Here is a 13065-nt window from a genome sequence, read left to right on the forward strand (position 1 = left end):
GAGCTCTCCGGGCGGGCCTGATGAATAAGGCCCGCATTTTGTGTCCCGGCGTTCCGCCTCGGTCTTGCGTGTTGTCCGAAGCGATGGTCCACGCCCGGTTCAGCCGAAATAAAGAAGTCGCTCTCAATCGCTCGTATGGGTTTGAGGGATTCGACTGATGTCGTAGACCCTGATGTCTCCTTCGGTATGCACGAGCATATGGTCTTCGATGAAAGCGCCGATCAGGCCTTCGATTCGGCTCTGCACGTCTCGATCCTGATCGCTGGTCACAAACAGGACGTGGTCGCCCGCATCCAAACACGATCGGACATATTGATCCTCGGCATAATAGGCGAAAACGCAATGTTGTAGCTCGGGGCGAGCCACATACGTAGGAAGATACCAAGATTGTCCTTCGATCTCTGTCAAAAGTATGACGTAATCGCGGTATGGGCCTTCTTGCAGCCAAGATGAGATCTGCGTGATTTCGTTCGGTCTCCAAAGCGTGACATAAAAGTCGTTGTAGAGATGGTCGAGCGTATCGTAGAGCTTAGGCTTGTAGAGCATTGGGAAAAGCAAAACAAGAACGACAAGTACGTTTCGCCAGCGAGGTTGCCAGCTGACGGTCAGGCGTGCAAACGGCGAAACGGCGAGCGGAAGTGCCAACACGAAACCAAATAGAAGATATCGGTCCCATAGGTCCCATCCGCGATCGAGCGTGAAACGATACATAATGGTCGAGTAGACCGCAAACAAGAGCAGGTAAAATGCTTTTTCCAGCGAGAATCGACGGCGCGCGATGTCTGAGAGGAGAAGAATGAGGCCGACGATAACAGCAATCGCTATGCCGTAGCCTAGGTGTTTCGTGGATTTTTCGCTGATAATTTGAGCGGCTTCAATCGCTCCGACGGGCTTGACGCCGTGATACCAGCCCTTGGCCTGACTGAAGCCGAGGAAAGGATCTCCGGTATGCAGATAGTTGCCGTAGGTCCAGATCAGTGGGTACAGGAGAAGTCCACAGAGAACCAAGATGGACTCGGTGCGGCTGCGGGTCTTGGCGTAATAATACGCGACGAAGATCGGCGCGAGGACCCACCCCTCGTAACGGGTCATGACCGATAACGCGAGGACGAGCACAGCTGCGGTCAGGAGAAGATAGCGGGTGTTGCTCCTGGTGTTTGCCGCGGAAACCAGAAACAGGCTTCCGGTCAGGACCTCGAACAGGAACGTTGGCTCGGTGAGTGAGGTCGCGCTAAGCCCGATGTGAATCGGGAGGAGTGTGAGGACAATCCCAGTCAGCAGGGCGGTGAGGGGGTCGAAGACCTTGAGAACAAGAAAATACAGGATGACGACGGTAAGAGATCCGATCAACAGATTGACGAGTCTCGATGTAACGGTCGGATCATCCAAGAGAACGTAAAATAGGCCATGAAGATAGGTGTTCCCGGGAAGCCAAACCCCGGAGATCATTATCGAAGGTGCGTGGAACCATTGAAACGCTTGAATGGCGCGAGTCGGTCCGTCGCCCGGGACATCGATGGTAAAAAGAAGAACGACGAGTCGTAGCGAAAAAGCGACCAGAAAAAGCCAAAACGGGATCCATTTTGAATCGGCGTGGCTGTTGGCTGAGGTCAGCGATATCGTCATGGCGTGTGATCTAACCCCTTGCGCGCTACTGACGGGATGGCCGTAGCGTTGGTTGGAAAAACAGGTTCAGCGATCGGGGGCGCGGCCGGGGTGGGTGAAGAACAGCCAGCGGTCATGTATTCGTTTTACACCGGTGGCGTTGCGCGAAATGAACGCGCTTCGAGTGCACCCGGTTTTCGGTTCGAAGCATTCCGGCCGAACGGCCGTCAAATTGGCTTTGGTTATCGTTTCGTCGAGGCATCTTGGGTTTCCCAACGGGACGCTAAAATTCGGCCGCACGCCCCTGGTGCGCCGACTTCAGTCGGCACCCGGGGGAGACGGACTTCAGTCCGCCGCGCGGGCGCGCTCGGGCGACTGAAGTCGCCCGTCCCCCGGGGTGCCGGATGAATCCGGCGTACCCGAGCGGTCGCGGGCGGCGACCTGGTAACGGCCGATGTGGCCGAAAGATGATCGAGGCCGTCAAATCCACTTCGGAATCAGGATCAGCCCCCAAACCACAACGGCAAACACGATGCTCGAGAAGACCGCAGCCGAAGCGATGTCCTTCGCGCGCGCCGAGAGCTCGTTGCGTTCCATGCCGACCCGATCGACGTTCGCCTCGATCGCCGAATTCAGCAATTCCACGATGGGCACGATGAGCAGGCTACCGACGAGCAAGGCGCGCTCGACCGCGGAGTGGCCGAGCCAGAGGCCGAGCGGGATGAGCGGAATCAGCAGGAAGACCTCCTGACGGAAGGCCTCTTCCAGTTCGAAACAGGCCTTGAAACCCTTCATCGAGTATCCGAAGGCGTAGATGACGCGGCGCCACCCCTTGGCATTCTGATTAGCCATGCATGTCCTTGTGGTGTTCTTGCGGATTCCAGGCGAGATCCAGGTTACGAGCGGCCCGCACGTCGTCGAGTCGGCGTACCGGCATGGTGTGTGGAGCGGTTTTGACCAACTCGGGATTGGTTTGTGCCTCTTCCCGGATCGCGATCATGGCCGCGACGAAGCCGTCGAGATCCTCCTTGCTCTCGCTCTCGGTCGGCTCGATCAGCAGACATTCGGGCACCAGGAGCGGGAAGTAGGTGGTCGGGGCGTGATAGCCGTAGTCCAGCAGACGCTTGGCGAAATCCATCGCATTGACGTCCAGCTCCTTCGCCTCGCGCCTGAGCGTGATGATGAACTCGTGGCTGGCGCGACGTTGCGGGTAGGCGGCATCGAAGCCCGCCGCCTTGAGCCGAGTCATCAGATAGTTGGCGTTCAGGGTCGCGAACTCGGAGACGCGGCGCATCCCTTCGCGCCCCAGCAGTCGCGCGTAAATGTAGGCGCGCAGCAGGATGCCCATGTTGCCGCCGAACGCGGTGAGGCGCCCGATGCTCTCGGGGCGCTCGGGCTCGGCCAGCCAGTGGTACTCCTCCCCGTCGAAGGCGACCAGCGGGACCGGCAGGTAGGGTTCCAGGCGTGCCGAGACACCCACCGGTCCGGCACCCGGACCGCCCCGCCGTGGGGTGTGGAGAAGGTCTTGTGCAGGTTCATGTGGATGACGTCGAAGCCCATGTCGCCCGGACGCACCTTGCCGAGGATGGCGTTGAGATTGGCCCCGTCGTAGTAGAGCAGTCCGCCGGCCGTATGGACACGCGCGGCGATCGCCTGGATGTTGCGGTCGAACACGCCGACCGTGCTCGGGTTGGTCAGCATGATGCCGGCGGTCTGCGGCCCGACGGCCTGCTCGAGCGCGGCAAGGTCGACGTCGCCGTCGGGTCCGGTCGGGATCTCGCGGACCTTGAAGCCGCACATGACGGCGGAGGCCGGGTTGGTGCCGTGTGCCGCGTCGGGGACCAGGATCTCGGTGCGGGCGATATCGCCGCGGGCCAGATGGTAGGCGCGGATCATGGCCACACCGGCCAGCTCGCCTTGGGCTCCGGCGGCGGGGGCCAGTGAGACCGCGTGCATCCCGGTGACCTCTTTGAGCATCTCCTGCAGCTCGTAAAGGCAGGCCATGAAGCCTTGGCTGTGGGACTCGGGTGCCAGCGGATGCCGCGCCAGGAATCCGGGCAGCATCGCCAGCGTGTTGCAGGCCCGTGGGTTGTACTTCATCGTACAGGAGCCCAACGGGTAGAAATGGGTGTCGATCGAGAAGTTCTTCTGCGACAGCCGTGTGTAGTGGCGGACCGCCTGAAGCTCGGAGACCTCCGGCAGGACGGGTCGGCTCCGACGCCGCAGCGCCGCCGGAATGTCGGTGACCTCGGGCATGGCGAGCGGTGCCTGCGCGGTGGCGCGGCGTCCGGGTCTGGAGCGTTCATGTATCAGCATGGCAGTCGGCTTCGGTGAGTGGATCGAGTCGGAACCGCGAAGGCGCAACGGCGCAATGCGCGACGGCGTCGGGCTTAAACCGCGCCGGGTGCGGTATGCGTCGTTTGTTGGATTCGCTTGGCCGCGCCAGCTCCGACAACTGTCGGAGCTGGCGCGGTTTAGCACTGATCCGTTTCAAAATCTCTCACGGAGACCTGGAGACACGAGCCGTATTCAGAACGGATCTCGGATTCTCCGTGCCCTCCACGTCTCCGTGAGAGGTAAACCGCGCCCAGAGCGAGATGCTCACTTTCGAGTGGGCTCGACGTTTGGTGCATCCACGGCCCTTAGCGGGGACGCGGTTTAAAATAATATATTAAATATCTTAAACCGCGCCGACTCCAGCGGTCGTCAAAACTGCCGGGGCCGATCCCATCCAAAAACATCGCATACCGCACAGGGCGCGGTTTCATTCGAGTCGGAAAGAACGCGCCTCAGAGTGCAGCCAAGGCCGCGTCGTAATCGGGCTCTTGGGTGATGTCGGGCACGAGTTGGGTGTAGATGACCTTGTTGTCGGCATCCAGGACCACGACGGCGCGGGCGGTGATGCCGGCGAGCGGACCGTCCTCGATGAGCACGCCGTAGTCCTTCGCGAAGCTGCGCGAGCGCATCATGGAGAGCGCGACGACGTTCTCGATGCCTTCGGCCCCGCAGAAACGGCCCATCGCGAAGGGCAGGTCGGCCGAGATCACCAGGGCGACGGCAGCGGGTTTGCCGGCCATTGCCGTGTTGAAGTGCTTGGTCGAGGTCGCGCAGACCGGCGTGTCTAGGCTGGGAACGATGTTGAGCAGCTTCTTCTTGCCGGCGAAATCGGCCAATGTCTTGTCGCCGAGATCCTTGTCGACCAGCTTGAAGTCGGGCGCGGTGCTGCCGACGGCGGGCAGGTCGCCGGCGAGCTGGACGGGGTTGCCTTGCAGTGCTGTTTGAGCCATGAGTGTGTTCCGATCGTTGGTGGTTGGATGTTGCATCCGCGTCGGCGCGGGTTGGGCACGCTGCGCTTTGCCCAACCTACGGCGGATGGCGTTCACGCATCTGTACACTTTCGTTTTCGAGCCGTCGCTGACGCTCGCCCGGCCCGACCCACAGGGTCAACGCAAGCGCCGCTAAACTTCGGGCGCCACGGGGCAAGGCACCTGTGTTCGGGCGGAGATGATACGCCCGAGGTTGCTTGCATAGGACTGCATCTCTTCCTCCGTTCTCAGCTCGGTCGCGCAGACCAGGACCGCGGGATCGAGCTTGGGATACTCCGCGCCGAGGTCGCATCCGCCCAGGATGTTGTGTGAAGCCAGCGAGCGGAGGACGTCGGCCGCGGGTGCAGGCAGGCGCAGCGCCTGCTCGTGGAAGACCGGTCGATCGAACAGGGGCGCCACGCCCGGGACTGCGCACAGCAGCTCGGCGAGCCGTCGGGTATTGGCATGACAGGCCGCGGCGACACGCTCCAACCCCTCGGCGCCCAGCAGGGTCATGTGGATGGTCGCGGCGGTGACCAGCAACCCTTGATTGGTGCAGATGTTGGATGTCGCCTTGTTGCGCCGGATGTGCTGCTCGCGGGCCTGCAGGGTGAGGGTGAAGCCGGGCTTGCCGTCCAGATCGAGCGTGCGGCCGACGATGCGCCCGGGCAGTTGGCGCACGAATTCCTGACGACAGCAGAGGAACCCGGCATAGGGTCCGCCGGAGGCGAGCGGCATGCCCAACGGCTGCGCCTCGCCGCAGGCGATATCCGCGCCGGTGCTGCCCCAGTCTCCGGGCGGGGAGAGCAGGGCGAGCGCGACCGGGTTGACGACCCCGATGACCAGCGTGTCGCGGGCATGGGCCCAGTCGGTGAGCGCGTCGACGTCTTCGAGCACGCCGAAAAAGTTGGGCTGATTGACCACGAGCGCGGCGTAGGGGCCGTGTTCCGCCAGCGCATCCAGGGCCTCGATCGCGGTGTGTCCGCCACGCGGGTCGAACGGCACCTCGACCAGCTCGATGCCCTGGGTGGAGACGATGCTGCGCAGGGTGCGCCGATAGGCCGGGTGCAGGGAGCGCGGCACGAGGACCTTCTCGGACTTGACCTTGCGGTTCGCGCGCACCGCCATCAAGACCGCTTCCGCCAAGCCGGACGCGCCGTCGTAGAGCGAGGCATTGGAGACGGCCAGTCCGGTTAGGGCGACCATCATGGACTGGAACTCGTAGAGCAGCTGCAGGGTGCCCTGGCTGGCCTCCGCCTGATAGGGCGTGTAGGCGCTGTAGAACTCCCCGCGGGTGGCGATCTGCCAGACGGCGGCCGGGATGTGATGATCGTAGGCGCCGGCGCCGATGAAGCAGAGTGGCTGCCCGTCGGCGCGCGCGCGCGACTGCATCAGTCGGCCGATGTCCATCTCGGCCATGCCGGTGGGGATGGCCGCCAGCTCCCCGATCTGAAGCTCGGCCGGGATCTCGTCGAAGAGATCATCGATGGAGGCGACGCCGACGGTGTCGAGCATCGCGGCGATGTCGTCGGGGGTGTGGGGTACAAAGGGCATATTTAGGTCTCGTCGTCAACGACCTGTTGATAGGCTGCCGCATCCAGGAGTCCGGAGAGCGCAGCCATGTCGTTCGGGGCGAGGCGGAAGATCCAGCCTTCGTCGAAGGGGCTGTTGTTGATCGCCTCCGGGCTGTCGTTCAGAAGCGCGTTCGACTCGATGACCTCGCCGGCGAGGGGTGAATAGATATCGGAGGCGGCCTTCACCGACTCGACCACGGCGCAGGCTTCCTCGGCGTCGACTTCGCGCCCTTGATCCGGGATCTCGACGAAGACGATGTCGCCGAGCGCCTCTTGGGCGTGATCGGTGATGCCGACGGTGACGGTACCGTCGCCGTTGTCTCTGATCCACTCGTGGCTTTTGGTGTATCTCAGGTCAGCAGGGGCGTCGCTCATGGTTCTCTCCGATCAATCGACGGGTTGTCTGTGCGCTCTTCGCGCCGTTGCGATCTAAACCGCGCCCAGTGCGGTATGCGATGTTTTTGGATGGGATCGGCCCCGGCGGATTTCAGAGCCGCTGGAGCCGGCGCGGTTTAAGAACGATTCAAAAACAATCGAGACATGTAGGATGGGTAGAGCGTAGCGAAACCCATCCTCACAGCTCAAACGCTTAGGCGATTTCCGGGAATGATCATCCCGGCCGTGCGTGTTGCCAATGCTTACCGGGCGACTAAAGTCGCCCCTACATGTTGGTCGATGCTTTCCCGGAAATCACCTTAAGCCGCGCCCGGTGCGGTTTCACCCTGACCACAGGGGTCAGAGGTCGATGCAGATCCGGCCTTGCCGCACGAACGGCGGTTTGACGATACGTGCGCTCACGGGTTTGCCGCGGATGTCGACCGCGCACTCCGCGGGTGTGCCGGGCTCGACCCGCGCGAACGCGATCGAGCGCTCCAGGGTCGGCGAGAAGCCGCCCGAGGTGACCTCGCCGACCGCCCGGCCGTCCGCGAGGACGCTCTGGTGAGGGCGCAGGACGCCGCGGCCGGTCAAGAGCAGACCGACGAAGTCGCGCCGCTCGGGATGAACACGCCGAGCGGTCAGGGCCTCGCGACCGATGAAGTCGCGCTCCTGCGGCTCCGGGCGATGGTCCAGCCGAGGCCGGCATCGAGCGGGCCGACCGTCTCGTCCATATCTTGGCCGTAGAGGTTCATGCCGGCCTCCAGGCGCAGCGTATCCCGGGCACCGAGGCCGCAGGGGCGCACATCCGCCGCGACGAGCGCGCGCCAGAGTGCCGCGGCCTCCGCGCTCGGCAGCATGATCTCGAAGCCGTCCTCTCCGGTGTAACCGGTGCGCCCGACAAACCAGTGCGCGTCCTCGGCCGCGAAGAAGGGTCCGACCTGCATCGCCGAGGCGCGCAGCCCGTCGGGCAGCAGCGGCTCGACGCGGGCACGCGCATCCGGTCCCTGCACGGCGATCATGGCGAGGTCGCCGCGGCTTCGGATGTCGACCTGACGTCCGCCGGCCTGTGCCTGCATCCAGGCGATGTCTTTCTCGGCAGTGCCTGCGTTGAGCACCGCGCGATACCGCTCGGGTCCGCGAAAATAGAGGATGAGATCGTCGACCACGCCACCCTGCGGGTTGAGCATGCAGGCGTAGAGCGCCTTGCCCGGCGCGGTCAGTTTGGCGGCATCGTTGGCGAGCAGATGTCGCAGAAAGGGCAGGGCATCCGGGCCTTCGATGTCGACCGGGCGCATGTGGGAGACGTCGAACATCCCGGCGGCGCGGCGCACCGCGTGATGCTCTTCGATCTGTGAGCCGTAGTGCAGCGGCATGTCCCATCCGCCGAAGGGGACGATCCGGGCGCCGAGACGCTCGTGCTCCGAAAACAAGGGGGTGCGCAATCCCATCCGACTCTCCGTTCGCCTGGTGGCTCGCCCGGCGGGCTGGCCTGTTGAGTCGTCACCGCTCGCGAGGCGTCGACCGGGGTCAATATCGGGCGCAGGTGCGCTCGATACAAAGGGCGAAGGAAACGGGTGATGCGCGCAGGCCGCGTGCGGGTCGACCGTCCGATACAGGACGGCGAGCCGGAATGCGAATGCGCTCGAGGGCGCGACCCCGGATGCGGGGGCGACGGAGCAGGCGCGCGGCGCGTTCCAGGCTCGTGCAGGCACGATCCTTCGGGATCCACCCGGATCCTCGACACCGCCCCTCTGTCCCAGACCTGAGAGTTTGCAGGCGGCCGAACGCGTCGGTCGCTGCTGCCCCTTCGGTGGGTCCCGACTGTCGGTACAGTCCGGACCGCTCTCCAGAGTCGGTCGTTATTCCCGCGGTCCTTTTGCCTGAGCGATTCCGGGCAGTGTTGCGCCTTCGGCGCCGGCCGAGGCCGGACTCTCCCGCGGGACTTGACGCGAAACGGGACTATAAGCGCGGTTCGCTCGGATTTCCAGCGATCACGGTTGCGGGCCGTAGGTTGTGCCGAGCCGTGCGAGGCACAACCAACCGTCGGCGCAAGTTGTGCTTCCTATCGTCAGCACAACCTGCGGGTATGGAGATTTCCGGAAATCGCCTGAATCGCCCCCATCAACCCGCCTCCGCCTACGGGCAGGCGCTCTTATCGCCCGCGACCTTGCCGGTCAACTGCAGGAAGGTATCGAACGGACCCATGACGCCCATGGCCTCCATCTTGGGTCCTTTGAACTTGAGTTTGCCGGTCGTCATCGCGCCCATCGCACCGCAGCCGAAGCGGCCTTCGCCCATGCAGGCCCAGTCCTCGTCGGTTGCATTCATCAGGTAATCGACCTCGGGGTCGAGCGTCGTGGTCTTCACCGCGCCGCCGTAGGTGCACAGGGCCTTGCCGTCCTTGTCGCTGATCTGCAGCTCTACACGGCTGCCCTCGCCGCACTGGGTGCGATAGAGCTGGATGACCTTGTGTCCGCGACCGGCGTTGTTCGCCGCCCAGTTTTCGCCGGCCAGACCGGCGGTGAGCGCGCCGGCGCCGTTCCAGGCTTGACAGGCGGAGGCCGCCCAATCGGCGTCCATGAAGGTGGCGGCCTGAGCGCTGGCGGAGACGGTCAGGGCGAGAGCCGGGAGGGCGAGCGCGATGCGGCGAATCATGATGGTGTCCTCGTCTGGTGTTATTTGCGGGCAACGCCTGTGTCCGCTGTTTGTCTTGTCGTTCGAGCGCTTCGATGCTAGTCGGCGCGGGGCCGGTGATGCAACTGCAGGGCGACGAGCCGATCGAGCCTAAGTTCCGGTCTCTGGCACCGATGCAACGAGCGCCCGGTCCAGAGCACGGAGCGGTCGCTGGAACTTTGACGCTGTGGGGAAGATGTCTTTGGTGACCTACGTAGACAGTTCTTGCCGGCCAGACCGACGCGCAAAACGACCGCGCCCGGACGGAAGCTATCTGGTCTGCCCCCTTTTCGGATTCCGAGCCAGCCGCGCCAGGGCAGAGATGGCCTTCGCGACACTCGCCCCACGCCCAATCGATCTCTGCAGATTCTTGGCAAATTTCAGCTGACGCGCGTCATCCTCGTTCTGGACCATCCGTTCGAGGCTGGCGATCAGCGCGTCGGCAACCTCCCGTTCCCCGCGCGCGCGGTTCAGCAAGGCCATTGATCCGTAGAGGATGAAAAGATCATGGATGTGGATCCGTTGGCGAGCCGCTAACCCTTTGAGCAACTCGTCAGCCTGATCCAGCTTGCCATCCAGGATCACCAGATTGGCCAGATTGCAGCGTGCACAGAGGTAGTCCGGATGGTCTGCAACAACCTCCCGCAACAGTTGCTCCGCCTCCTGGTGTCGCCCTTGGGCGGAACGAATCGCCACCAGATTGCCCTTGGCTACAGCATGGTCGGGAACGCGTGCCAGGTGAGCGGGAGCGCCCGCGCGAGATCGAAGACCGATGGATACGCGAACGTCTGATGGTCCCGTTCGAGACCGGCGCTGTTGTGAAGCGCAAGTTTGAAATCCGGCGTCAGCGCCAGCGCCTCGCGCCACAGGCCCAGTGCGTCCGACACTCTGCCCAACCGACTCGCGGCGCAAGCCGCGAAGTGGTGCAGCAGCGCACGCGAGTAGCCCTCACCGATCTCGAACCAGTCGCATTGCGTGTTGCGTGTAAAGACATCCCGGGCGACCGCGTCCTGCCGAAGCAACAGCAGGGCATCGAGCTGGAGCAAGGCGTCGTCCAGACGCCTGGCGGTTGCCCCCGCCAAGGGAATCGTCAGACCCTGCGCCCCCACCTCGTCGCCCCGATACAGGCGCAGGCGCACAGCCCAGCCGAGGGCGAACAGGTTGTCCGTATCCGCCTCCCAAGCGGCCATGAAACCGGCCAACGCCTCATCGATTCGACCGAGATGAAACAGCGCCATGGCCCTGTTGTTGCGTGCAGAGAGGATCTCCAGGCCGTCGAGACGCGCGATCGCACCGGCGAAATCCTGTGCGTCCAGATAGAGTTTTCCGATGTCGAACCGTTCGATCTGCTCGACCGTTGCCGCGGTTCCGTCCGGCATCGAGAGCAGGTCCGCACGCAGGTCGGGTGTCACCGGAAAACCCGGCGTCACCATCCCCAATGCGCGCAAATGCCGCGCCGCGCGATCCGCCAGCAGGACATGCCCCAGTCGTGATGCAAAGGCGAGCAGCGCCCCCTGGGCCTGGACACTGTTGGGTCGACGCTCGGCCCATTCGAACGCGGCAAGCCCCGCCGCACGGATCCCCTCGCTGCGCTCCAATGCCTCGACCAGAAGGCGTCTGAGTCCGGCATGATCAGGACATCGGTGAACCAGCGGCTTGAGCCGTTGGACCGCTTTGGTGTACTCGCCTGCTTCGATCAGGCGCTCGATCGCCTTCAGTTGGGCGGCTTCGGGTTGTGGTCGGCCGGGCTTGGTCTTGCTGGGTTTCTTCGGCATGCGGGATTCCAGTTCAAAGCAGGGCGCCGCTTAGGCCTGTGCCGCAGCAACCGGGTTACAACCAGCCGGCGCGTCCTACGCCGCTTTCAGCACGATCTCCATGCGCACCTCGTCATAAGGAAACACCAGTTTGCCGTCATCGGTCTTGTCGAGCACACCACAGACCACAAGTGCCTGAGCATCCGTATGCACGCCTTTGACATCGCGCCCGACGCGCCGCGCGAGTTCTCGTACCCCGAGCGGTCCGGCCCCCGTCATCACTTTGAGAATCCCCCAACGGTTGCCTGTCAACGTCGCCCAGAGATCCTCGTAGCTCGGAAACGTGATGAAACAGCCTTGCGGCTCGCCGTGAAAAGCACCTTTGGTGCGCCGCTTGGTGGTTTCGATGTCGGCGACTTCGATCGTCACAGTGGTCATGGGGTGCCTCACAGTCGGGCGACGTCGGCCCAGAAATCATCGACCAATTGATCGAGTGTCGTGAAGGCATAAGAGACTTCACGAGCGCCCACGTGCTTGTGGTCTCCCTTGCCGCTCTCGTTGTCGTAGCGAAGTACACAGACCTCATCGATCACGAAGGCCAAACGGTACTTGAAGGAATGTCGACTGCCGGGCGCGGGTTCGGGGAGCTGCCAGATCACAATATCCGCAAAGCGGTTGTCGCTCAGCTTGACGCGCGATCTCAGGAGCAGGGCAGCTGGCGTGTTGTAACCATGACAACAACCTTGGGCGTTGTCAACGTTGATGAGAGCAAAAACCTTATCACCGCTTTCGGCCGTCTGTCAGTGTCGGCAATGTGCGTCGTTCAGTCGCCCGACTTGGGTCACGGACTTGTCGCTCCGCCCCAGGAGCGGTCTGTCATGGGACTCGCACCAGCGTCCCCTGAATGCCACATTGCGGTCACTGACGCCCCTGAAAAACGGCGAACCGCCAACAAAGAAGGACACTCGATTCGTAGCGGTTAGCCGGCACTCGTTCCCGGAGCGAGCACGTAGTCAGCGAAGTCAGACTATGAGGCTGTCCGACTTGGATTCGCGATGGCGATTATGGAACCTGAAGCGGACAAGTCGAGGGGGCAGCTCCCCCTATTCGTTTGGGTCGGTCAGAGGTAGACGCGGACATCAAGCGTCAATCAACCGGAAGTGCCTCTTCCGGAAGCGAGCGAATCACCCGATAGACATGGCTTCCGAGCCTGTCTGGCCAGCGACCACGAGGCGATGGATCTTTGGCTTCCGCACGCTCGAGTGCGGCTCGCAGATGCGGCTCAAACCGTTCCGGCTTGAGCTTGCTCTTGTTGTAGCCGTGGCCCGTGGCCCGGCGCAGTTCCTGCTCGATGTCCCTGCAGCGGTTGGTATCGCGGATATCAGCAGTCAAGTGATAGAGCAGCCACACTTCGAAGCAGGGATTGCTGATCGCGAGCCCAAAGCCCACGCTCTTGGCTTCTCTCGCAACAGCCGCAAGCTTCCCGCTCCCCCAGCGATCCACGTCCAGCATGAGCCATAGGCTGTCGCCGGCGCCCAGCTGATATCTCTCGCGAAATGCGCGAAGGCGCTCCAGGACATATTCCGGTGCCGATCGGTTTTGATCATCCGCCGACAGGACTTTCACTTGGATACGGGTGCTGCGAAACATGGCGAAATAGTCATGCTCGGTCTGCCGCCCCTCGGCGGCAATGATGACAAGCTGGGTATCGCGCAGGTGCTCCTGGCTGCGGTCGAGCGGGCGACGCCTGCGCCGAGTGAGTGCCACGGGCAGAAA

Annotated in this window: 11 protein-coding genes, 2 pseudogenes and 1 riboswitch; all 13 genes and pseudogenes read right to left on the bottom strand. The window is 63.2% G+C overall.

All coding sequences use genetic code 11. The features are described from left to right. Positions 1–123 precede the first annotated feature (123 nt). The 13 genes and pseudogenes from KFB96_RS19685 to KFB96_RS19745 all read right to left on the bottom strand — a co-directional run bounded on the left by KFB96_RS19685 (position 124) and on the right by KFB96_RS19745 (position 13056). Positions 124–1626, bottom strand: coding sequence for a glycosyltransferase family 39 protein (locus tag KFB96_RS19685; protein WP_213460677.1), 1503 nt, complete (start codon positions 1624–1626; stop codon positions 124–126). A gap of 459 nt (positions 1627–2085) precedes the next feature. Next, positions 2086–2457 (bottom strand): diacylglycerol kinase, encoded by a 372-nt coding sequence (locus KFB96_RS19690; protein ID WP_213460679.1) that lies wholly within the window; start codon positions 2455–2457, stop codon positions 2086–2088. Beyond that, positions 2450–3921, bottom strand: a pseudogene (gene gcvPB / locus KFB96_RS19695) (aminomethyl-transferring glycine dehydrogenase subunit GcvPB). Before gcvPB ends, KFB96_RS19690 begins: the two are co-directional and overlap by 8 nt. A 473-nt stretch (positions 3922–4394) precedes the next feature. Next, positions 4395–4892, bottom strand: coding sequence for a thiol peroxidase (tpx, locus tag KFB96_RS19700; protein ID WP_213460683.1), 498 nt, complete (start codon positions 4890–4892; stop codon positions 4395–4397). A gap of 171 nt (positions 4893–5063) precedes the next feature. Further along, positions 5064–6464: an aminomethyl-transferring glycine dehydrogenase subunit GcvPA gene (gcvPA, locus tag KFB96_RS19705; RefSeq protein ID WP_213460685.1), complete on the bottom strand. Its 1401-nt coding sequence runs from the start codon at positions 6462–6464 to the stop codon at positions 5064–5066. 2 nt (positions 6465–6466) lie between these two features. Further along, positions 6467–6859, bottom strand: coding sequence for a glycine cleavage system protein GcvH (gene gcvH, locus KFB96_RS19710; protein WP_213460687.1), 393 nt, complete (start codon positions 6857–6859; stop codon positions 6467–6469). 360 nt (positions 6860–7219) lie between these two features. Continuing rightward, positions 7220–8310, bottom strand: a pseudogene (gene gcvT / locus KFB96_RS19715) (glycine cleavage system aminomethyltransferase GcvT). A 410-nt stretch (positions 8311–8720) separates the two neighbouring features. Beyond that, positions 8721–8809, bottom strand: a riboswitch (glycine riboswitch). A gap of 189 nt (positions 8810–8998) precedes the next feature. Then, positions 8999–9517, bottom strand: coding sequence for an SCP2 sterol-binding domain-containing protein (locus tag KFB96_RS19720; RefSeq protein ID WP_213460690.1), 519 nt, complete (start codon positions 9515–9517; stop codon positions 8999–9001). A 288-nt stretch (positions 9518–9805) separates the two neighbouring features. Continuing rightward, positions 9806–10231 carry a tetratricopeptide repeat protein gene (locus KFB96_RS19725; protein WP_213460692.1) on the bottom strand — a complete coding sequence of 142 codons (426 nt, stop codon included), beginning with the start codon at positions 10229–10231 and terminating at the stop codon, positions 9806–9808. Positions 10232–10245: 14 nt separating this feature from the next. Continuing rightward, positions 10246–11310 (bottom strand): DUF6584 family protein, encoded by a 1065-nt coding sequence (locus KFB96_RS19730; RefSeq protein ID WP_213460694.1) that lies wholly within the window; start codon positions 11308–11310, stop codon positions 10246–10248. Positions 11311–11385: 75 nt separating this feature from the next. After that, positions 11386–11727 carry a transcriptional regulator gene (locus tag KFB96_RS19735; protein WP_213460696.1) on the bottom strand — a complete coding sequence of 114 codons (342 nt, stop codon included), beginning with the start codon at positions 11725–11727 and terminating at the stop codon, positions 11386–11388. 8 nt (positions 11728–11735) lie between these two features. After that, positions 11736–12053, bottom strand: a complete 318-nt coding sequence (locus KFB96_RS19740; protein WP_366931571.1) for a DUF6516 family protein — start codon at positions 12051–12053, stop codon at positions 11736–11738. 382 nt (positions 12054–12435) lie between these two features. Further along, a complete protein-coding gene (locus tag KFB96_RS19745) occupies positions 12436–13056 on the bottom strand; it encodes an RloB family protein (protein ID WP_213460698.1) in 621 nt (206 codons plus the stop codon). Positions 13057–13065: the final 9 nt, after the last annotated feature.

The organism is Thiocapsa sp. (assembly GCF_018399035.1).
Classification (GTDB): Bacteria; Pseudomonadota; Gammaproteobacteria; order Chromatiales; family Chromatiaceae; genus Thiocapsa.

What these genes read in the sequence shown, in the direction of transcription:
- KFB96_RS19685 (WP_213460677.1), bottom strand. Translation starts at nt 1,626, where the DNA reads ATGACGATATCGCTGACCTCAGCCAACAGCCACGCCGATTCAAAATGG.
- KFB96_RS19690 (WP_213460679.1), bottom strand. Translation starts at nt 2,457, where the DNA reads ATGGCTAATCAGAATGCCAAGGGGTGGCGCCGCGTCATCTACGCCTTC.
- tpx (WP_213460683.1), bottom strand. Translation starts at nt 4,892, where the DNA reads ATGGCTCAAACAGCACTGCAAGGCAACCCCGTCCAGCTCGCCGGCGAC.
- gcvPA (WP_213460685.1), bottom strand. Translation starts at nt 6,464, where the DNA reads ATGCCCTTTGTACCCCACACCCCCGACGACATCGCCGCGATGCTCGAC.
- gcvH (WP_213460687.1), bottom strand. Translation starts at nt 6,859, where the DNA reads ATGAGCGACGCCCCTGCTGACCTGAGATACACCAAAAGCCACGAGTGG.
- KFB96_RS19720 (WP_213460690.1), bottom strand. Translation starts at nt 9,517, where the DNA reads ATGATTCGCCGCATCGCGCTCGCCCTCCCGGCTCTCGCCCTGACCGTC.
- KFB96_RS19730 (WP_213460694.1), bottom strand. Translation starts at nt 11,310, where the DNA reads ATGCCGAAGAAACCCAGCAAGACCAAGCCCGGCCGACCACAACCCGAA.
- KFB96_RS19735 (WP_213460696.1), bottom strand. Translation starts at nt 11,727, where the DNA reads ATGACCACTGTGACGATCGAAGTCGCCGACATCGAAACCACCAAGCGG.